The 20,947-nt window shown below is 68.1% G+C and carries 18 protein-coding genes; 6 read left to right on the top strand and 12 right to left on the bottom strand.

Going from position 1 to position 20,947, the window contains the following annotated elements; translation table 11 throughout:
* Window positions 1–48 precede the first annotated feature (48 nt).
* From lpxA to rpsB, 12 genes are all read right to left on the bottom strand, one after another.
* Window positions 49–834, bottom strand: a complete 786-nt coding sequence (gene lpxA / locus PC39_RS08855; RefSeq protein WP_353253018.1) for an acyl-ACP--UDP-N-acetylglucosamine O-acyltransferase — start codon at window positions 832–834, stop codon at window positions 49–51.
* Window positions 827–1,312 carry a 3-hydroxyacyl-ACP dehydratase FabZ gene (fabZ, locus tag PC39_RS08850; RefSeq protein WP_353253017.1) on the bottom strand — a complete coding sequence of 162 codons (486 nt, stop codon included), beginning with the start codon at window positions 1,310–1,312 and terminating at the stop codon, window positions 827–829. Before fabZ ends, lpxA begins: the two co-directional genes overlap by 8 nt.
* Window positions 1,313–1,359: 47 nt before the next feature.
* Entirely contained in the window at window positions 1,360–2,382 is a 1,023-nt protein-coding gene (gene lpxD / locus PC39_RS08845; protein WP_353253016.1) for a UDP-3-O-(3-hydroxymyristoyl)glucosamine N-acyltransferase, read from the bottom strand.
* A gap of 19 nt (window positions 2,383–2,401) precedes the next feature.
* Entirely contained in the window at window positions 2,402–2,917 is a 516-nt protein-coding gene (locus PC39_RS08840) for an OmpH/Skp family outer membrane protein (protein WP_353253015.1), read from the bottom strand.
* A 65-nt stretch (window positions 2,918–2,982) separates the two neighbouring features.
* Window positions 2,983–5,292: an outer membrane protein assembly factor BamA gene (bamA, locus tag PC39_RS08835; protein ID WP_353253014.1), complete on the bottom strand. Its 2,310-nt coding sequence runs from the start codon at window positions 5,290–5,292 to the stop codon at window positions 2,983–2,985.
* A gap of 180 nt (window positions 5,293–5,472) precedes the next feature.
* Window positions 5,473–6,834, bottom strand: coding sequence for an RIP metalloprotease RseP (rseP, locus tag PC39_RS08830; protein WP_353253013.1), 1,362 nt, complete (start codon window positions 6,832–6,834; stop codon window positions 5,473–5,475).
* A 107-nt stretch (window positions 6,835–6,941) separates the two neighbouring features.
* Entirely contained in the window at window positions 6,942–7,760 is an 819-nt protein-coding gene (locus PC39_RS08825) for a phosphatidate cytidylyltransferase (RefSeq protein WP_353253012.1), read from the bottom strand.
* A gap of 75 nt (window positions 7,761–7,835) precedes the next feature.
* Window positions 7,836–8,588 carry a polyprenyl diphosphate synthase gene (gene uppS, locus PC39_RS08820; RefSeq protein WP_353253011.1) on the bottom strand — a complete coding sequence of 251 codons (753 nt, stop codon included), beginning with the start codon at window positions 8,586–8,588 and terminating at the stop codon, window positions 7,836–7,838.
* A gap of 32 nt (window positions 8,589–8,620) precedes the next feature.
* Window positions 8,621–9,178: a ribosome recycling factor gene (frr, locus tag PC39_RS08815; protein ID WP_353253010.1), complete on the bottom strand. Its 558-nt coding sequence runs from the start codon at window positions 9,176–9,178 to the stop codon at window positions 8,621–8,623.
* Between the two features lie 14 nt (window positions 9,179–9,192).
* Window positions 9,193–9,927: a UMP kinase gene (gene pyrH, locus PC39_RS08810; protein WP_353253009.1), complete on the bottom strand. Its 735-nt coding sequence runs from the start codon at window positions 9,925–9,927 to the stop codon at window positions 9,193–9,195.
* Between the two features lie 121 nt (window positions 9,928–10,048).
* The gene (gene tsf, locus PC39_RS08805) at window positions 10,049–10,930 is read right to left on the bottom strand and encodes a translation elongation factor Ts (protein WP_353253008.1); all 882 of its coding nucleotides are present in this window, start codon (window positions 10,928–10,930) and stop codon (window positions 10,049–10,051) included.
* Window positions 10,931–11,027: 97 nt separating this feature from the next.
* A complete protein-coding gene (gene rpsB / locus PC39_RS08800) occupies window positions 11,028–11,969 on the bottom strand; it encodes a 30S ribosomal protein S2 (protein WP_353253007.1) in 942 nt (313 codons plus the stop codon).
* 315 nt (window positions 11,970–12,284) lie between these two features.
* Between rpsB and map the strand changes: the two genes are divergently transcribed.
* The 6 genes from map (at window position 12,285) to dapE (ending at window position 19,776) form a co-directional block, all read left to right on the top strand.
* Window positions 12,285–13,049 carry a type I methionyl aminopeptidase gene (gene map, locus PC39_RS08795; RefSeq protein WP_353253006.1) on the top strand — a complete coding sequence of 255 codons (765 nt, stop codon included), beginning with the start codon at window positions 12,285–12,287 and terminating at the stop codon, window positions 13,047–13,049.
* Complete coding sequence (gene glnD / locus PC39_RS08790) at window positions 13,046–15,739, top strand: [protein-PII] uridylyltransferase (protein WP_353253005.1); 2,694 nt, start codon at window positions 13,046–13,048, stop codon at window positions 15,737–15,739. The genes map and glnD overlap by 4 nt, the downstream gene beginning before the upstream one ends.
* Before the next feature lie 20 nt (window positions 15,740–15,759).
* Window positions 15,760–16,962, top strand: coding sequence for a succinyldiaminopimelate transaminase (gene dapC / locus PC39_RS08785; protein ID WP_353253004.1), 1,203 nt, complete (start codon window positions 15,760–15,762; stop codon window positions 16,960–16,962).
* Between the two features lie 232 nt (window positions 16,963–17,194).
* A complete protein-coding gene (dapD, locus tag PC39_RS08780; RefSeq protein WP_353253003.1) occupies window positions 17,195–18,019 on the top strand; it encodes a 2,3,4,5-tetrahydropyridine-2,6-dicarboxylate N-succinyltransferase in 825 nt (274 codons plus the stop codon).
* A 193-nt stretch (window positions 18,020–18,212) separates the two neighbouring features.
* Window positions 18,213–18,575 (top strand): arsenate reductase, encoded by a 363-nt coding sequence (locus PC39_RS08775; protein ID WP_353253002.1) that lies wholly within the window; start codon window positions 18,213–18,215, stop codon window positions 18,573–18,575.
* 67 nt (window positions 18,576–18,642) lie between these two features.
* Window positions 18,643–19,776 carry a succinyl-diaminopimelate desuccinylase gene (dapE, locus tag PC39_RS08770; RefSeq protein WP_353253001.1) on the top strand — a complete coding sequence of 378 codons (1,134 nt, stop codon included), beginning with the start codon at window positions 18,643–18,645 and terminating at the stop codon, window positions 19,774–19,776.
* Window positions 19,777–20,947 lie beyond the last annotated feature (1,171 nt).

The raw sequence follows: 20,947 nt of genomic DNA, 5'->3' as shown, positions 1-20,947 counted from the left end.
CACAGAAAATTCGAATCCCCTGTGCCCCTGTGCCCCTGTGGTTCATTGTTAGCGAATAACGCCGCGCTCGGAGGCCTCCAGCGACGCCAGGAATTCCTTCACCGCGGCATTGCCTGCGGCGTCGTCGGCCAGGCGCGCCTTGGCTTCCTCCAGCCGGAGCTTGGAACGGTAGAGCACCCGGTAGGCATGCTTCATGGCGGTGACGTCGCTGTCGTCGTAGCCGTGCCGGCGCATGCCCACGGAATTGATGCCGTGCGGCTTGGCCGGATAGCCGGAGCAGCGAACGAAGGCCGGCACGGAATGGCTCACGCCGCTGCCGTAGCCCAGGAACGCCAGCGTGCCGACGTGCACGAACTGATAGACCAGCGCGAAGCCGCCGAGGATGCAATGGTCGCCGACACGCACGTGCCCGGCCAGGCTGGCGCCGTTGGCCATGGTCACGCCGTTGCCCAGCACGCAGTCGTGGGCGATATGGCAATAGGCCATCAACAGGTTGTCGTCGCCGATCCGGGTGACGCCTTCGTCCAGGGTGGTGCCGCGATGCACGCTGCAGAATTCCCGGAAGCTGTTGCGGTCGCCGATCTCCAGGCGTGTGGGCTCGCCCTGGTAACCGCGGTGCTGCGGATCCTCGCCCAGCGACACGAACTGGAAGATGCGGTTGTCGCGTCCGATCCGGGTCGGCCCGTGGACCACCGCATGCGGGCCGACACGCGTGCCGCTGCCGATCTCCACGTCGGCACCGATCACGCTGTAGGCGCCGACCTCGACATCCTCGGCCAGGCGTGCATCCTCATGCACCCGCGCGGTGGGGTCGATGCGGCTGTCGCTACCCATGGGCGTCGCCCTCCCCTGTATCGGCGGTTTTCGCGGGGATCGCCATCAGGTCGGCGACGCACGCCAGCTTATCGCCGACCCAGGCCTCGCCGTGGAATTTCCAGAGACGCCGCCTGGCGGACGTCAACTCGACCTCGAGCCGAAGCTGATCGCCCGGCACCACCTGGCGCTTGAAGCGCGCGTTGTCGATGCCGGCGAAGTAGACGATGGTGCCCGCCTTGTCGGGACCGGCCGTGCGCATGCCCAGCAGCAGGCCGGCCTGGGCCAGGGCTTCCAGGATCAGGACGCCCGGCATCACCGGCTCCGTGGGGAAATGCCCCGGAAAGAAGGGCTCGTTGATGGTGACGTTCTTGATCGCGGTCAGGCGCTGGCCCGGCGTGCAATTCTCCACCCGGTCGACCAGCAGGAACGGGAAACGGTGGGGAATCTGCTCCAGGATGGTCTTGATGCCGTAGCTCCCGGTGTCTTCTGCGCTCAATCTTGTTCTCCTCGATCCAAACACGCGGCGCGGCGCGCTGCCGGGCGTCAGTCGCCGCCGGCGCCGCGCTCCAATTGCCGCAGCCGCTTCTCGATACGGTCCAGCTTGCGCAGCAGCGCCAGCCGCTTGCGCCATTCGCCCGCCGGCATGGCCTTCAACGTGGAAGAATAAACCCCCGGTTCCACGATGTCTGCGGGCACCTGGGTGCCGCCGGTGATGATCACCCTGTCGGCCACGGTGACGTGGTCGCCGATGCCCACGCCGCCGCCGATCAGGCAGTGACGCCCGATCGACGTGCTGCCGGCGATACCGGTACAACCCGCGATCACGGTATGCGCCCCGACTCGGCAGTTGTGCGCGATGTGCACCTGGTTGTCGAGCTTGACGCCCTGCTCCAGCACGGTGTCCTCGATCGCGCCCCGGTCGATGGTGCAGCCGGCCCCGATCTCGACGTCGTCGCCCACGATCACGGTCCCGAGCTGCGGGATGGGTTGCCACACGCCCTGCTCGTCCGGCTCCAGTCCGAAGCCGCGGGCGCCGACGATGGCACCGGGCTCGATCCGGACCCGCTCGCCCAGGCGCACGCGATCGCCGATCACGGCGTTCGCGCCCACGCGGGTATCGGCGCCGACCACGGCGTCACGCCCGATCACGCAGCCGGCCTCCAGGACACAGCCCGGACCGACGCGGGCGCCGGCGGCGACCACGGCGCGCTCGCCGATCGCGGCGCCGGGGTCGACCTCGGCGTCCGGCGCGATCGCGGCGCCGGGCGCCGTACCCGGACCGGGGCCGGGCGGCTCGAACAACGCCGCGATCCGCGCGAAGGCCAGTCGCGGCCGTTCCGCGATCAGGGCGGCGCAGGGGCAGTCGTCCGCCTGGTCGGCGGTCAGGATCACGGCCTCGGCGCGGGTACCGGCCAGCAGGTCGCGATGGGCGGCGTCGCCCAGGTAGGCGAGTCCGCCGGGACGGCCCGGCGACAGCGTGCAGACGCCGTCCACGGACGTCTCGCCGTCGCCACGCAGCGTCAGCCCGAAACGCCGCGCGATCTCGCCCAGCGGATAGCGGCTCACCGACCCGACCCGGCCGGCCTTACATCTTGTCCTTGAGGCGTGCCAGCACCTTGTCGGTGAGGTCCACCCGCTCGCCGGCGTACAGGATGCCGTCGCCGACGATCAGGTCGTAGCCCTGCTCGCGCGCGTAGGTGTCGATCACCTCGCGGATGTCCTGGCGCAGCTCCTGCATTTCCTGCTGCTCGGCGCGCTGGACGTCCTCGTTGTACTCCTCCTGGGCCAGACGCAGACGCCGCTGCTGGTCCCGGATCGAGTCCTCCAGCTTCTGGCGGGCCTCGTCGCTCATCACCGAGCCGTCGCGCTTGAGCCGCTCGACGTCGGACTGCAACTTCTCGCGACGCTCCTGCAGTTCCTCCATGCGGGAGGCGAACTGCCCTTCCATGTTCTGGCGGGCGCGCTGGGCCTGCGGCGACTCGGTCACCAGGCGGGCCAGGTTGACCACGCCGATCTTGAGATCCTGCTGCGCGGCGGCCGGCATCGCCAGGCCCAGGCCCGCCAGCAGCACGGCCGCGAATGCGATTCGCTTTACGGTCATTGTCGTCATCCCCTCTCTATGTAATGCCATGCAATCCATGCGTTTGATAAATCCCGGCCCGGGCCCTACAGCCCCACGCCGAACGAGAACTGGAAGCGGTCGACCTCGTCGCCGGGCTGGTCGTCGACCACCGCCGCGTAACTGACCCGCAGCAGACCGAAGAACGGCGTGAACCAGTAGAACGCCACACCGCCGGACTTGCGCAACTCGCTGGCCTCGAAGCGGTCGGCGCCCGAGAACACGTTGCCGATGTCGTAGAACAGCGCCAGGCGCGTGGACTTGTTGTCGCTCTCGAGGAACGTCGGGATCACCAGTTCGTTCTGGAGCGTGGTCAGGAACTGGCCGCCGTACGGGTTATCGAAGGTATCGCGCGGGCCCAGGCTGCCGTCCTCGAAGCCGCGCACCGAGCGCGCGCCGCCGGCGAAGAAGTTGTCGTAGGGCGGCACGTCGGTGCCGCTGCCGTAGAGCGCGGCGTCGGCGATGCGCAACTGGCTCTCGAGCACGAACTTGTCGGACAGCCAGTCGCTCCAGCGACCGATATTGAAGTAGCGCTCGTGACGGAAGTTCGCCACGTAGTACTCCAGGTCGGAGCCGGGCAGCTTGAAGTCGAAGTTGAGTTCGGTGAGCGTGCCGCGGGTGGCGAAGAAGGTCCGGTTGCGGGTATCGCGCGAGATGCCGGTCCGGAACTCGTAGGTGAAGAATTCGCGGCCGTTGCGATTGATGAACTCGACCACCTGACCGGACAGGAAGCCGACGCTGGTGATCTCGTTGCGCTGGGCGCCGACGCCCGCCCGCAGGGTGGTGTATTCGGTCAGCGGCAACCCGTAGGTCCAGGAGCCGCCCAGCGAGTTCAGGTCGAAGCCGGAACCGAACCGGATCAATTGCTCGGTGTCGCGGTAGAACAGCGACACGGTGCGGGACACGCCCTCGTCGGTGGCGTAGGGATCGGTCCAGCTACCCGACAGGGTGCGGGCGAAATCGTTGGTCTCGGCCCGCAGGGACACGCGGTTGCCGGTGCCGCGGAAGTTGCTGTGGGTCACGCTGCCGTTGATCAGGAAGCCCTGGGCGTCGGAGAAACCGACGCCGAACTGCAGGGTGCCGGCCGGCCGCTCGCTGACGCTGTAGTTCACGTCCACCAGGTCCTCGGACCCGGGGACCGGCTCGGTCTCGACCTGCACGTCCTCGATGAACGGCAGCCGCGCCAGGCGGGTGCGCGAACGCTCGACGCTGCTGCGCGAGAAGCTGGCGCCCTCGAACTGCCGCATCTCGCGGCGCAGGGTCACATCATTGGTCTTCTCGTTGCCGGAGAAGTTGACCCGGCGCACGTAGGCGCGGCGGCCCGGCTCCACGAAGAAGGTGAGATCGACGGTCTTGTTCTCCTCGTCGAGCTGGGTCAGCGGATCGACCTCGGCGAAGGCGTAGCCGAAATCCGCCAGGCCCGAACTGATGCGGGTGCTGGTGGCCTCGACCTGGCTGCGCGAGAAGATTTCGCCCTCGCGTACCGACACCAGCCGTCGCAGGTTGGCCTCGGGCACGATCAACTCGCCGGCGAAGCTGTATTCGCTGATGGTGTAGGGCTCGCCCTCCTCGATATTGACGGTCAGGTAGATGTCGCGCTTGTCGGGCGACAGCGAGACCTGGATCGAGGTGACGTTGAAGCGCAGGTAACCGCGGTCCTGGTAGAAGGAATTCAGCGTTTCCAGGTCGCCCAGCATCTTCTCGCGCGAATAGCGGTCGTTCTTGCGCCAGAAGGCGGGATCCTTGTAGAGGGGCTGACTGGTCTCGAGCGAGAAGACATCCAGCAGCTCCTCGTCCGTGAAATCCTCGTTGCCGACAATGTTGATGTCGCGGATCGTGGCGACGCGACCCTCGTCCACGGTGATCGCGATATCGACCCGGTTGCCCTCGAGCTCGGTGACCTCGGTCTCGATCTGCACGCCATAGAAGCCGTTGGCGTAGTACTGACGGCGCAGCTCCAACTCCAACTGATCGAGCAGCGCCCGCTTGTACAACTCGCCCTCGGCCAGGCCCTGCTCCGCCAGACTCTTCTTGAGTTCCTCGCCGCCGATCTGCTTGTTGCCCTCGATCGTGAAGGTGGCGATCTCGGGACGCTCGGTGACGCGGACGACGAGGGTGTCGCCCTCGCGCGCCAGCGTGACATCCTCGAACAGGCCGGTGTCGTAGAGGGCGCGGATCGCCTGCTGGCTACGCTGGGCGTCGAGGACGTCGCCGGTGGACAGCGGCAGGTAGGTCAGCACCGTGCCCCTCTCCAGGCGCTGGAGTCCCTCGACCTCGATGTCCTGCACCCGGAAGGTGTCCAGCCCCCAAGCCGAAACGGCGAAAAAAAGGCACAGCGTCGCGCCCAGGGCGCGCATAGAGTATCTCGGCATAAAAACCTAGTCCGTATCCGTCGCGGGGCCCGAATAGCCCGACGCCGACCTTGTCAGGGGCCGGCGCCGCTCCGGAGCGAAGCTCGTAGTTGTAACCACGGTTTTCGTCAAGAGCAAGCCCGCCATGAATCGATACCAACCGTATAGCCACGCGATCGATGCGGGCTAACTCAACAGACGCAGGATGTCGTTATAGAAGGCCAGGCTCATCAGCAGCAGCAACGCGACCATGCCTAGCTGCTGACCCATGGCCTGTGCCTCTTCGGACAACGGCCGGCCGCGAACTAGCTCGATCGCATAATACAGCAGATGCCCGCCGTCTAACACCGGCACCGGCAGCAGGTTGAGCACCGCCAGGCTGACGCTCACCAGCGCCAGGAAACCGATGAACGCCTCCAATCCGACACTGGCCGTCTTGCCGGCATAGTTGGCGATCTGGATCGGGCCGCTGATGTTCTTCCACGAAACGTCGCCCACCAGCATGCGCCCCATCAGGCGCACGGTCAGCGCCGACACCGACCAGGTCTGTTCCAACGCCGCGGGCACCGCCGCCAGCGGGCCCAGGCGACGCTCGGTCTGCAGGGCGGCCCATTCGTCGCTGTCGATCCCGAGCTGGGCGCCCAGGCGACCGACGCGTTCGCCGTCCACGGTCATCGCGTCCAGGCTCACCCGGACCTCGCGTTCGCGGCCGTCGCGCCGGATGCGCAGGCTCACGGTCTCGCCGGGATGCGCCTTGACCCAGTCCACCAATGCCTGCGGATCCCGCATCGGCTCGCCGCCGGCGGCCAGTACCTTGTCACCGGCCCGAAGGCCGGCGGCATCCGCGGGTTCGCCGGACAGCGCCTCCGCGATCACGGGGGTACCGTCCGGCCGGTAGGGCGCGAGACCCAGCTCGCCGAACAGCCGTTCCGGGTCGGCGGAGACACCGGTCATGTCCAGCCGGACCTCGCGGGCGTCGCCGCCCTCCCCGTCGGTGACGGACAACGGCACCTCGCCGCCGGCCAGCGCCTGCTCGATGAGCGTAAGGCGCAGATCCTGCCAGGTCGGCGTCTCGCGACCCGCGACGGCGACGATGTGCTGGCCCTCGGACAGGCCGGCCGCCGCGGCCCGGGTGTCCTCGGGCACGTCGCCGATGACGGGCTTGATCCCGGCTACGCCGAGCATGAACACCAGCCAATAGGCCACGATGGCGAAGGCGAAGTTCACCGCCGGTCCCGCCGCCACGATGGCCATGCGCTTGCCCACGGACTGGCGGTTGAAGGCGTAGGGCTTGTCGGCGTCGGGGACCGGCCCCTCGCGCTCGTCGAGCATTTTCACGTAGCCGCCGAGCGGGATCGCCGATAACCAGTATTCGGTCCCGCTGCGGGAACTGGTGCGGCCCCACAGCTTGGCGCCGAAACCGATGGAATAACGCAGCACGCGCACGCCCATGCGCCGGGCCACCCAGAAATGGCCATACTCGTGCACCGCCACCAGCAGGCCGATGGCGACGATGAACGCGGGCACGGATAGCAACCAATCGGGCATTGTCTCTGTCGATCTCCCCTGTCGGGCTCGGTGTCGGTTTCCGCTTCGACCACGGTGAGCCGAAAACGATCCCCGGCGATATCAGTCGGTGCCGCGGGCCCCCGGACTCACGCCGGCAGCATCGCCAGGCCCGCCGCGTAGACCGGGGCCGCGGCGAGCAGGCTGTCGAGCCGGTCCAGGATGCCGCCGTGGCCCGGGAAAAGCTGGCCCGCGTCCTTGAGGCCGGCGCTGCGCTTGAACATGCTGATGGTGAGATCGCCGAGGATGGAGATCGCGGCGACCACGGCGCCCAGCAGGGCCCAGGCCGCCAGCGCGGCACCGCCGTGCCCCAGCCACCAGCCGCCGAGCGCGGCGGCGAGCGTCGCCAGCGCGACGCCGCCGGCGGCGCCCTCCCAGGTCTTGCCGGGGCTCACGCGGGGCGCGAGCTTGTGCCGTCCCAGGAAACGGCCGCTGAAATAGGCGCCGGTGTCCGCCGCCCAGGTCAGCACGAACAACAACAGCAGCAATGCCGGCCCGTCGGCACGGTCATGGACGGCGAGGATCGCGAGGAACGTGGCACCGAGCACCACCACGCCCAGCGCCGCCGCCAGCGGCCGCCGGCCCAGGCTCGCTTCCCAGCCGCGCGGGAAACGGGCGATCCAGAGGACGACGCAGAGCCACCAGATCACGGCCGCCGCCATCAGGGCCCGCGGTATCGGATGCTGCGCGGGCAGCCACCATAGCCCCGCGAAGCCCGCGATCGCGATCGCCGCGCAGACGGCGCGCGCCTGGCGGGTCCGGAAGTCCAGGAGACGGCCCCATTCCCAGGCACCGATCGCGAACGCGCCGCCGGCCACCACGGCGATCGCGTCCGTGGGCAGCCACAGGATGGCCGCCACCACCAGCGGCAGCAGCGCCAGGGCGGTCAGCACGCGTGTCAGGAGCATGACGACGGCCTCCGGTTCACGGTGCCGGCGGGGATCGTGTTCGGGGTTTTCGGCAGCATGCCGGTCCGGGGCGCCTCAGACACGACCGAAGCGGCGCTCGCGTCCCCCGAACCATTCGACGGCGGCGGCCAGCGCCCCGGCGTCGAAGTCCGGCCACAGGATGTCGCTGAAGTACATCTCCGTGTAGGCCAGGTCCCAGAGAAGGAAATTGCTGAGGCGTCGCTCGCGGCCGGTGCGGATGAACAGGTCCGGTGCCGGGTATTTCGCCAGGCTCATCGCCGCGGCGAAGCGATCCTCGTCGATATCCGCCGGGTCCAGGCGGCCGGCGGCGCAGTCCTCGGCGAGCCGGCGCGCGGCCTGCGCGATGTCCCAGCGGCCGCCGTAGTCCACCGCCACCAGCAGGTCCATGTCGGCGTTCTCGGCGGTGAGCAGTTCGGCGCGCCGCATGCCCCGCTGCAGTGCCTCGGGGAAGCGGTCGCGCGCGCCGATGAAACGCAGGCGGATACCGTTGGCGCGCAGTTCCGGCGCCTCCTTGCGGACCGTGCGCAGGAACAGGTCCATGAGCACCCGGACCTCGGCACGCGGGCGACGCCAGTTCTCGCTGGAGAACGCGAACAGGGTCAGCACCTCGATGCCGCTGCGGCGCGCCGCCTCCACCGCGTCCCGGGCGGCACGGGCGCCGGCGGCGTGACCGCTGGTGCGGGGCTTGCCGCGGGCGGCCGCCCAGCGGCCGTTACCGTCCATCACGATGGCGACGTGACGCGGGACGCTGGCGGGTCCGTCCGCCGTATCCGGCGAGATCCGCGAGGAGGTCTGCGTGTCAGCCATTCACGAACCGTCCTTGCCGCACCGGGGCACGTTCAAACCGTCATCACCTCCTGCTCCTTGGCTTCGAGCAGGCTGTCGATGCGGGCGATGTGCTTATCCGTGAGCTCCTGGATGCGTTGCTCGCCGTGGCGGGCCTCGTCCTCGGAGAGTTCCTTCTCGGAGACCAGGTCCTTGAGGTCCTGGTTGGCGTCGCGGCGAATGTTGCGGACGGCGATCCGGGCATCCTCCGCCTCCTGGCGCAGGATGCGCACCAGGTCCCGCCGACGTTCCTCCGTCAGCGGCGGCAGGACCACGCGGATCACGGTGCCCGCGGTCGAGGGGTTCAGACCCAGGTCGGAGGTCATGATCGCCTTCTCGACCACCGGCACCATGCTCTTCTCCCAGGGGCTGACGGTCAGCGTGCGCGCGTCCTCGACGTTGACGCTCGCGGCCTGGTTCAGGGGTACCTCGGTGCCGTAGTAGTCCACGGTCACGTGGTCGAGCAGGCTGGTATGGGCGCGTCCCGTGCGGATCTTGTGGAAATTGTCGTTGAGCACGGAGATGGTCTTGTCCATCCGGCTGCTCGCGTCTTTCTGGATCTCATCGAGCATGTGTGGCTTCCTTACTACCGTTCGCGGTTGTCCACCAGGGTACCAACGTCGTCATCGTCGCAGACGATGCGGTGCAGGTCGCCGGGGCGGCCGATGTCGAACACCCGTAGCGGCAGGTTGTTGTCGCGGCAAAGCACGATCGCCGTGGTGTCCATCACCGCCAGCCGCCGGTCGATGACCTCGTCGTAGGTCAGGTGCGGGTAGCGCTCCGCACCCGGATCGCGGAAGGGGTCCGCGCTGTAGATGCCGTCCACCTTGGTCGCCTTGAGCAGCAGGTCCGCGCCGATCTCGATGGCCCGCAGGCTGGCCGCGGAATCGGTGGTGAAGAAGGGATTGCCGGTGCCGGCCGCGAAGATCACCACGCGACCCTTTTCCAGGTGCCGGATGGCCCGCCGGCGGATGTAATCCTCGCATACCTGGTTGACGCGGATCGCGGACATGACCCGGGCCGTCAGGCCGGCGTGCTCCACCGCATCCTGCAGCGCCAGGGCGTTCATCACGGTGGCGAGCATGCCCATCTGGTCGCCGGTGACCCGGTCCATGCCGGCATCGGCGAGACCTGCGCCGCGGAAGATGTTGCCGCCGCCGACGACCACCGCGACCTCCACGCCGGCGGCGATCAGATCGGCGATCTCGGAGGCCAGGCGCTTGATCACGCGCGGCTCGATGCCGTAATCGGCCTCGCCCATCAGAGCCTCGCCGCTGAGCTTGAGCAGAATCCGACGATGGACCGGTTTCTCGTCACCCATGCGCGTCTCTCCAACTCCGACAGGACAGCCGCCGGACGGCGGCATGCCGTCCGGCGCGCGTTCGACCGGTCCCCGCGGGCCGGCCCCGGCCGCGGCGCGGGCGCCGCGGCGACAGACCGGCCTAGGCCGAGCCCTCGGCCTGGGCCTTCACCTCGGCGGCGAAGTCTTCCTGCTTCTTCTCGATGCCCTCGCCGACCTCGAAACGGGCGAAGTCGGTCACCTCGGCACCGGCGGCCTGCAGGAGCTTGGCCACGGTCTGATCGGGATCCTTGACGAAGGGCTGGCCCAGCAGCGTGATCTCGCCGAGAAACTTGCGCAAGCGCCCCTCGACCATCTTCTGCACGATGTCGTCGGGCTTGCCGCTCTCCTTGGCCTGCGCCACCAGCACCTCGCGCTCGCTCTCGCGGACGTCGGCGGGCACGTCGTCGGCGTCGCGGAACCGGGGCGCGCTGGCGGCCACGTGCATCGCCAGGTCGCGTGCCAAGGTCTCGTCGCCGCCGGACAGCGCCACGGCGCTGCCGATACGGCTGCCGTGCAGGTAGGTCGCGATCACGCCGCCCTCGCTGCGGAGCCGGTGCAGGCGGCGCACCGTCACCTTCTCGCCCAGGGAGGCGATCAGGGCGCGGCGCCGGTCCTCGACGGTCTCGCCGTCCATCCCGGCCTCGGCCAACGCCTCGACATCATCGGTGCCGGACTGCAGGGCGGTGGCGGCCACGGCGTCGGCGAAGGCGACGAACTCGTCGTTCTTGCCCACGAAATCGGTCTCGCAGTTCACCTCGACCAGCACCGCCTCGCGGCCGTCGTCGCCGACGGCCACCGCGACGCGGCCCTCGGCCGCGATCCGGCCGGCCTTCTTGTCGGCCTTGGCCAGGCCCTCGCGACGCATCGTCTCGGCGGCGGCCTCCAGGTCGCCCCCGGCCGCCTCCAGCGCCTTCTTGCACTCCATCATGCCGGCGCCGGTGCGCTCCCGCAGCTCTTTCACCTGTGCTGCGCTAATCGCCATGCGTATTCCTCTCTAAATCATTCAGTGCCACTGATACCGGCCGCCCCCTCGGACCGCCGGCATCACGGTTAACCATCGCCGGTAACGGCGCCGCCGATCACTTCTGCTCGGCGGACTCGTCGGCGTCCTTCTTCTCGGCTTCCTCGGAACCGCCCTCCTCGCCGGCATCCGACGCGGCGACGTCGCCCAGCGAGGCGGTGGCGGTCGGCTCGGCCTCGGTCTCGGATTCCTGGATCACGGTGTTCTGCGTGGTCTCCGCCTGGGCGGCTTCCGTCTCGGCCGTGGGCTCGGCCGCCGGTGCCGGCGCCTCTTCGACATAGTCGCCGCCGCCGGCCTGCTCCTTGGCGCCACGCACCGAGGACGCCCGCCCGTCGAGCACCGCGTCCGCGACCACCTCGGTGTAGATGCGGATCGCGCGGATCGCGTCGTCGTTGCCCGGGATCACCACGTCGACACCGTCCGGCGAGCAGTTGGTATCCACCACCGCGACCACCGGGATGCCCAGCTTGCGGGCCTCGTCCACGGCGATCTTCTCGAAGCCGACGTCGATCACGAACAGGGCGTCGGGCAGGCTGGTCATGTCCTTGATGCCGCCGATACCGCGCTCGAGCTTGTCACGCTCGCGGGTGAGCTCCAGGCCCTCCTTCTTGGAGAGCTTGCGGATGGAGCCGTCCTCGATCATCTGCTCCAGGTCGTGCAGACGCTGGATCGAGTTCTTGACGGTCTTGAAGTTGGTCAGCATGCCGCCGAGCCAACGGTGGTTGACGTAGGGCATGCCGCAACGCCGGGCCTGGGTGCCGATGGCGTCGCGGGCCGCGCGCTTGGTGCCCACGAACATGATCCGGCCGCCGTTGGCGGCGAGACGGCTCACGTAGTTCTGGGCTTCCTTGAGGAGCGGCAGGGTCTCCTCGAGGTTGATGATGTGGATCTTGTTGCGATGACCGAAGATGTAGGGCGACATCTTCGGATTCCAGTACCGAGTGCGGTGGCCGAAATGGACCCCCGCCTCGAGCAGTTGACGCATGCTCACTTGGCTCATTTTCCGACTCCGGGTTGGGCCTCCACGCGCCCCATACGGCAATCCGGCCTCGGGAAGACAGCTTCCTTCCACCGGACACCCGGCCGCATGTGCCGGCGCGTGTGTGGGTTAGTAAAAGATATATATGTGCATCCGCGTTGCCGCGAATGCGGGCGGTTTATACCATAACGCACCCGTTATAACCACCGCCCGTGTCGCCGATCGGCCCCGGCCGCGCCGGGACACGGGCCGGTTCGCGCGACAAAGCGGGGCAGGAATGAAATACTAGGGAGCTTTTGCGGGTGCCTTCCGGCGCCCATTTCCGGACTGGATCCAATGAGCGTCACCATCAAGAGCGTCGAGGAACAGGACAAGATGCGGCGGGCCGGACGCGCCGCCGCCAGCGTCCTGGACATGATCGGACCGCACGTCGCCCCCGGCGTCACCACCGGCGAGCTGGACGAGATCTGCCACGACTACATCGTCAACGAACTGGGCGCGATCCCCGCCCCGCTCAACTATCACGGCTTTCCCAAGTCGATCTGCACGTCGGTGAACCATGTCGTCTGTCACGGCATCCCCGGGGACAAGAAGCTCAAGAAGGGCGACCTTCTCAACATCGACATCACCGTGATCCTGGACGGCTACCACGGCGACACCAGCCGCATGTTCGCCGTCGGCAAGCCCGGCGTGCGCGCACAGCGCGTCTCCGAGGTGGCCCGCGAGGCGCTCCACCTGGGCATCGAGCACGTCCGCCCCGGCGCCCGCCTCGGCGACATCGGGGCCGTCATCCAGGAATACGTCGAGTCCCAGCACTGCTCGGTGGTGCGTGAGTACTGCGGCCACGGCATCGGCCGCCAGTTCCACGAGGACCCGCAGGTGCTGCATTACGGCAAGCGCGGCAGCGGCCTGGTGCTGGAACCGGGCATGACCTTCACCATCGAGCCCATGGTCAACGCCGGCAAGCGCCACGTTAAGGTCCTGCCGGACGGCTGGACCGTGGTCACCAAGGACCACTCGCTGTCGGCGCAATGGGAGCACACCCTCCTGGTCACCCGGGACGGCGTCGAAATCCTGACCCCCGGCGCGAACGACGGATGAGCACCGACACCGCGGACGAGGTGACCGCCGACATCTTCTCGCGCGATCTCGAGCGGCGGGTATTGTCCGGGCTCGAGACCGTCGAAGGCGCCGAGATCGCCCCCCTGCGCGACGCCCTCAAGCAGGCTCGCTCGCTGCTCGCCGACGGCTTCGCCGCCGGCGCCTCCGCGGAGGAACTGGTCGTCTGCCGGGCGCGACTCGTGGACGCGGTCCTGAGACGCGGCTGGCGGCACTACGTCGGCGAATTGGCCGACGAGGCCGCGCTGGCCGCGGTGGGCGGCTACGGCCGCGGCGCCCTGCTGCCGCACTCCGACATCGATCTGCTGATCCTCTACCCCGACGGCTGCCTGGAGGAACTCCGGGAGGCATTCGAGGGCTTCGTCACCTTCGCCTGGGACCTGGGCCTGGAGATCGGGCACAGCGTGCGCTCGCCGGCGGAATGCGCCGAGGTCGCCGCCGACGACATCACCATCATCACCAACCTGATGGAGGCCCGCCTGCTCGACGGCAGCGAGCGCTTGTTCGCCGACATGCAGGCACGCATCGGGCCCGACCGTATCTGGCCGGTGGCCGAGTTCTTCCAGGCGAAGCTGGACGAGCAACGCGAGCGCCACGCGCGCTTCGACGAGACCGCCTACAAGCTGGAACCCAACGTCAAAGAATCCCCGGGCGGCCTGCGCGACATCCAGACCATCGCCTGGGTCGCCAAGCGCCATTTCGGCGCCGACACGCTCTACGGACTGGTGGAACACGGCTTCCTCAGCGAGCGCGAGTACGGCGAGCTGCGCCGCGGCCAGGCCTTCCTCTGGCGCGTGCGCTTCGCCCTGCACACCCTTGCCGATCGCAGCGAGGACCGGCTGCTGTTCGACCACCAGGTGCAGGTCGCGGAGCGCTTCGGCTACCGCGACGCCCGGCACAACCTCGCCGTGGAACAGTTCATGCAGCGTTACTACAGGAATATCAAGGCGTTATCCGCGCTAAACGATATCCTGCTGCAACTGTTCTCGGAGGCCATCCTGCACGCCGGCGACGATGCCGCGCCGGTGCCGATCAACCCGCGCTTCCAGTCCCGGCACGGCTTCATCGAGGTGCGCGACGCCGAGGTGTTCCGCCGCCATCCCGCGGCGCTGCTGGAGATTTTCTATCTCATGCAGACCCGGCCGCGGCTGACCGGCATCCGTGCCGAGACCCTGCGCCTGATGCGGCGCGACCGCCGTCTGATCGACGACGACTTCCGCAACGACGTCCGCAACCGCCGGCTGTTCACCGAGATCCTGCGCCAGCGCGGCGGCGTGACCCGGGCCCTGCGCCGGATGAACCGCTACGGCATCCTCGGCCGCTACCTACCCAACTTCGGCCGCATCATCGGCCGCATGCAGTACGACCTGTTCCACACGCTCACGGTGGACGAGCACACCCTGTTCGTGATCCGGAACCTGCGCCGGCTGCGGCTGCCGCGCTTCGATCACGAACTGCCCTTCGCCAGCGAGATCATGCAGCGGCTGGACAAGCCGCACCTGCTGTACGTCGCCGGCCTGTTCCACGACATCGCCAAGGGCCGCGGCGGCGACCATTCGGAACTGGGCGCGGTGGACGCCGAGACCTTCTGCCGCCACCACGGCCTGTCCAGCGAGGACACCGACCTGGTGTGCTGGCTGGTACGGCAACACCTGCTGATGTCGATGACCGCCCAGCGCAAGGACATCAACGACCCGGCGGTGGTGCACGAATTCGCGCAGGCGGTGGCCAGCCGCGAACGCCTGGACCGGCTGTTCATCTTCACCATCTGCGACATCCGCGCCACCAATCCCGAGCTCTGGAACTCCTGGAAGGAAAGCCTGCTGGTGGAGCTTTACCGAGGCACCGCCCGCGCCCTCGCACGGGGTCTGGAGAACCCGCTACGCGAGGAGGAACTGGTGGCCGAGACCCGTAGCGCCGCGGCCGCCATCCTCACCCGGAACAAGGTGCGCACGCCGGTGTTCAAGGCCATCTGGGAGCGCATGGACGACGAGTATTTCCTGCGCCACACGCCGGGCGAGATCGCCTGGCAGACCGCCGGCATCGCGGCCCACGACACCGCCGACCGGGAGGCGCCGCTGGTGCTGGTGGACACCAGCGGCCAGCGCGGCACCACGGTATTCGTCTACACCCGCGACCGCGACTACCTGTTCGGCCTCACCACCGGCATCCTGGCCCAACTCGGCCTGTCGATCCTGGACGCGCGCATCAACACCACCCGCGACGGCTACACCGTGGACAGCTACGTGGTCACGGAGAGCGACGGCAGCGCCATCACCGAGGCCCATCGCGCCCAGGAGATCGAGACCGCCCTGGCCCGCGCCATCGCCGACCCCGAGGTCTCGCGGGTGCGGGTCACCCGGCGCGCGTCGCGGCGCAGCCGTGCCTTCACGGTGCCGACCCAGATCTACTTCCGCGACGATCCCGACCGCGACCGCACGGTCATGGAGCTGATTACCGCCGACCGCCCCGGCCTGCTGTCGACCGTCGGCGACATCTTCCGCAAGCGCGGCATCCTGGTGGAGACCGCCAAGATCGCCACCATCGGCGAGCGTGCCGAGGACATCTTCTACGTCACCGACCGCAACCATCGTCCCATCGACGACCCGGCGCTGTTCCACCAGCTACGGCAGGTGCTGACGCGGGCGCTGGACCGGATGCAGAAACAGTGACGACACGGCGCGCAGCGCTAATGAATCCCCGCCTCGACCGTCTCCAGCCATACCCCTTCGAGCGCCTCGCGGCGCTGCTCCGGGACGTCGAGCCGGCCGCGGCGCACGCGCCCATCTCGCTGGCGATCGGCGAGCCGCGGCACCCGGCACCGGCCTGTGTCCGGGAGGCGCTCACCGGCGCGTTGCACGGGCTCGAAAAATATCCCGCGACGAAGGGCGGCATCGAACTGCGGGCGGCGATCGCGGCCTGGCTGGCGCGACGCTACCGGCTGCCGGCCGTCGACCCGGAACGGCAGGTGCTGCCGGCGGCCGGCACCCGCGAGGCACTGTTCGCGTTCGCCCAGGCCGTCGTCGATCCCCGGGGCGGGGCGCGCGTGGCCATGCCCAATCCGGGCTACCAGATCTACGAGGGCGCCGCCCTGCTCGCCGGCGCCGAGCCGCTGTACCTGCCCTGCCGGGCCGACACCGGCTTCCTGCCGGACCTGGACGCGCCCACGGCCGCCGAATGGGACGCCTGCCAGCTCCTCTACCTGTGCTCGCCCGGCAACCCCACCGGCGCCGTGCTCGACCGCGGCTACTGGCAGCGCGCGCTGGCGCTGGCCGAGCGCCACGACTTCGTGATCGCCGCCGACGAGTGCTACAGCGAGATCTACCCGGACGAGACCGACCCGCCGCCGGGCCTGCTGCAGGTCGCTGCCGAGGCCGGGAATCACGACTTCGCGCGCTGCGTGGCTTTCCACAGCCTGTCCAAGCGCTCCAACCTGCCCGGCCTGCGTTCCGGCTTCGTCGCCGGCGACCCCGCCGTGCTCGCGCGCTTTTTACGCTACCGCACCTACCACGGCGCGACCCTGGGCCCGCCGGTGCAGGCCGCCAGCGTCGCCGCCTGGCACGACGAGGACCACGTGCGCGAGAACCGCGACCGCTACCGGGCCAAGTTCGCGGCGGTCCTGCCGATCCTGGACCCGGTCATGGACGTGCCGCGGCCGGACGGTGCCTTCTACCTCTGGCCGGCCCTGCCGCCCGGACTGGACGACGAGACCGCGGCCCGCGAGCTGCTGGCCCGCGAGAACGTGCGCGTGGTGCCCGGCCGCTATCTCGCGCGCGACACCGGCGACGGCAACCCCGGCGAGAACCGCCTGCGCCTGTCGCTGGTGGCCTCGGTCGAGGATTGCGTGGAGGCCGCTCAGCGCATACGCCGGGTGTGCGAAACGTTTGCTGGATAACGGGAATAACAAACCACAGAGGCGCACGGAGGCGCACAGAGGAAGAAAGAAAGAGATTGCGATGTCTTACCGGAATGCGTGTCAGCGCCTATCCGGGATTCAGCAGTCGATCGAGCTCGTCGAATGTTGTCCGGGATGACAACCATCCATCCCTCTGAGCGCCCCCGTGCGCCTCTGTGGTTAATGCCCAGCCCTGCTAGAATCCGCGCTTTCATCCAGACGACCGAGACCCATGGCAGACCTGCAGCAGACCATCGAGAGCGCCTTCGAGAATCGCGACACGATCCGTCCCGACGACGCCGATCCGGCGGTGCGGGACGCGGTCCTGGAGGCGATCGAGCTGCTCGATCGCGGCGAGGCCCGCGTGGCCGAGCCCCGCGGCGACGACTGGGTGGTCAACGAGTGGCTCAAGAAGGCGGTACTGCTGTCCTTCCGGCTGCGCGACAACCACCTGATCGAGGGCGGCGAGACCCGCTTCTTCGACAAGGTCCCGGCCAAGTACGCCGACTTCGACGAGGCCGCCTTCCGCGAGCAGGGTGCGCGCGTGGTGCCGCCGGCCATGGTCCGCAAGGGCGCGCACATCGCGCGCAACGCCGTGCTCATGCCCAGCTACGTCAACATCGGCGCCTATGTCGGCGAGGGCACCATGGTGGATACCTGGGCCACCGTCGGCTCCTGCGCCCAGATCGGCGCGGGCGTGCACCTGTCCGGCGGCGCCGGCATCGGCGGCGTATTGGAGCCCCTGCAGGCGGCGCCCACCATCATCGAGGACGGCTGCTTCATCGGCGCCCGCTCCGAGATCGTCGAGGGCGTGCGCGTGGGCGCCGGCGCGGTCATCTCCATGGGCGTGTTCATCGGCCAGTCCACGCCGATCTACGACCGCGAAAACGACGTCATCCTGCGCGGCCACGTGCCGGCCGGCTCGGTGGTGGTGGCCGGCAGCCTGCCCCGCGACGGCGGCCGCTACAACCTCAACTGCGCCGTGATCGTGAAGCGCGTCGACGCCGCCACCCGCAAGAAGGTCGGCATCAACGAGCTGCTGCGCAGCGCGGATTGAATTGACCAAGGCTAACCACAGAGGCACAGAGGACACAGAGAAAAGTATTCTCTGAAGTCAACAAGATACGAGAAGCGCCGACTTGTCTGCATTCTGGCGCAAATGCGTTTGAACTTGCGTTCTCTTTCTCTGTGATCTCTGTGTCTCTGTGGTTAATCTTCTTGCCATCTTCCGCGACTAGTACAAGAGCATCATGTCAACAGTGACTCTCTACGGCCTGAAGAACTGCGATACCTGCACCAAGGCCCGCCGCTGGCTGGCCACGCAGGGCATCGACCACCGGTTCGTGGACCTGCGCGCCGAGGGCGTCGAACGCGAGCGGATTCGGCGTTGGCTCGACGAGGTCGGCCCCGAGACGCTGATCAACCGGCGCAGCCGGACCTGGCGCGAGCTGGACGAAAGCGAGCGGACGGTGACCGGCGACGGGGCCGCGGCCGACCTGCTGCAGCAATACCCCACACTGATCAAGCGACCGGTGCTGGAGCTGGATACCGGCGGCGTGGTGGTCGGCTTCTCCGGGCCGCGCTACGAGACCGCCCTGGCCGGTGCGGACTAGTCGTGATTCGTGATTCGCGTAAGCTATTGACGCGAAAGATTCCACCGGACCAGGGCGCCCCGACAGTATGGACCCGACCATCGAACTGGCCTGCGAGCTGATCCGCCGCCCCTCGGTGACGCCGGACGACGCCGGCTGCCAGGACCTGGTGGCCGAGCGCCTCGGCGCGGCGGGCTTCGCGGTCGAGCGCCTGCGTTTCGGCGAGGTCGACAACCTCTGGGCGGTCACCGGCGGCTCCGGTCCCCTGCTCTGCCTGCTGGGCCATACCGACGTGGTGCCGCCGGGTCCGGCCGAAGACTGGCACGGCGACCCGTTCGAGCCGCGCATCGAGGACGGTATGCTCCACGGCCGCGGCGCCGCCGACATGAAGGGCAGCGTGGCGGCCATGGTCGTCGCCTGCGAGCGCTTTCGCGCCGCGCATCCCGCGCACGCGGGGCGCCTGGCGCTGCTGCTCACCAGCGACGAGGAAGGCCCCGCGCGCGACGGTACGCGGCGGGTGATCGAGACCCTGAGCGAGCGCGGCGAGCGCATCGACTGGTGCCTGGTCGGCGAGCCCTCCAGCCGCGAACGCCTCGGCGACACCGTCAAGAACGGCCGCCGCGGCAGCCTCACGGCCCGGGTGACGGTGCGCGGCCGCCAGGGGCACGTGGCCTACCCGCAGGCCGCGGACAACGCCCTGCACCGGCTGGTGGCGGCCCTGGCCGAACTGACCGCGATCGAATGGGACCGCGGCGACCGACATTTCCCGCCGACCTCGCTACAGGTCTCCAACATCGCCGCCGGCACCGGCGCCGACAACGTGATCCCCGGCCGTTCCGAGGCCTGCTTCAACCTGCGCTTCTCGCCCGCCCTGACGGCGGAGGCCATCCGCGAACGCGTGGCCGATGTCTTCGACCGCCATGCACCGGACCACCGCATCGACTGGCATCTGTCGGGCGAGCCCTTCATCACCGAGGACGGCGAGCTGATCCGGGCCGTGCAAGCCGCCACCCAGGCGGTCACCGGCCGCATCCCCGAGCTGTCCACCGCCGGCGGCACCTCGGACGGCCGCTTCGTGGCCCCCACCGGGGCCCAGGTGGTCGAGCTCGGGCCCCTCAACGCCACCATCCACCAGCTGGACGAGCACATCGCCGCCGACGACCTGCCGGCCCTCGCCCGCATCTACGAAAGCGTCATCGAGCGTCTGCTCGTTACCGGTTAGGAAAATCCACGGATTACGCTGATTTCACTGATTGTTACCCGCAACCTTGGCGCGGATCAGCGAAGAAAGTAAGCCGCCGATGAACGCCGATACACGCAGATTCAGACCGACAGCCCGCCCATATCGGCGTCAATCGTCGTCCATCTGCGGATAGATGGTGTCTACAAAATCAACCGGCATGAGTGAGCCGTCTAGCCAACAGCCAAGCTCCCACCGATCGGAGCCGGGCTTTGGTTGGCGGGACATGAAACCACAGAGGCGCACGGAGGCGCGCAGAGGTTCTTGCTGGCCGCTTGCCGGAAGAAAGAATCCGCAGATTACGCCGATGGACGCAGATTCAAGAACAGCCCTGACCAATCTGCGTTAATCGGCGTTCATCCGCGGATAAACAAATGCCTTGACTCGGCACGGCACCGACCGCGCAGCGCCCCGGCGATCGAACTGCCGGGTTGGCCACGGACCTTGGCGGGCGGTTCCCGAAAGAAATAATCCGCAGATTACGCAGATATACGCAGATTAAAGAACAGCCCTAACCAATCTGCGTTAATCGGCGTCCATCCGCGGATAAGCAAATGCCTTGGCTCGGCACGACACCGACCGCGCAGCGCCCCGGCGATCGAACTGCCGGGTTGGTAGCGGACCTTGGCGGGCGGTTCCCCACAGAAATAATCCGCAGATTACGCCGATGTACGCGGATTAAAGAACAACCCAACCAATCTGCGTCAATCGGCGTCCATCTGCGGATAAGCAAATGCCTTGGCTCGGCACGGCACCGACCGCGCAGCGCCCCGGCGATCGAACTGCCGGGTTGGTAGCGGACCTTGGCGGGCGGTTCCCGAAAGAAATAATCCGCCGATTACGCCGATGTACGCAGATTAAAGAACAGCCCTAACCAATCTGCGTTAATCGGCGTCCATCTGCGGATAAGCAAATACCTTGGCTCGGCACGGCACCGACCGCGCAGCGCCCCGGCGATCGAACTGCCGGGGTGGCAACGGACTTTGGCGGGCGGTTCCCGGAAAAAATCCGCAGATTACGCCGATATACGCAGATTAAAGAACAGCCCTGACCAATCTGCGTTAATCGGCGTCCATCTGCGGATCGATGACATTAACAATAGCTTTTAACTAATTGTATTTTCAGTGTAATCCGTGAAATCAGCGGATAGATA

The organism is Salinisphaera sp. PC39 (assembly GCF_040361335.1).
In the GTDB taxonomy this organism is placed as follows: Bacteria; Pseudomonadota; Gammaproteobacteria; order Nevskiales; family Salinisphaeraceae; genus APNM01.
The sequence above is the reverse complement of the archived record's forward strand: the minus strand, read 5'-3'. Positions and strand labels throughout refer to the sequence as shown.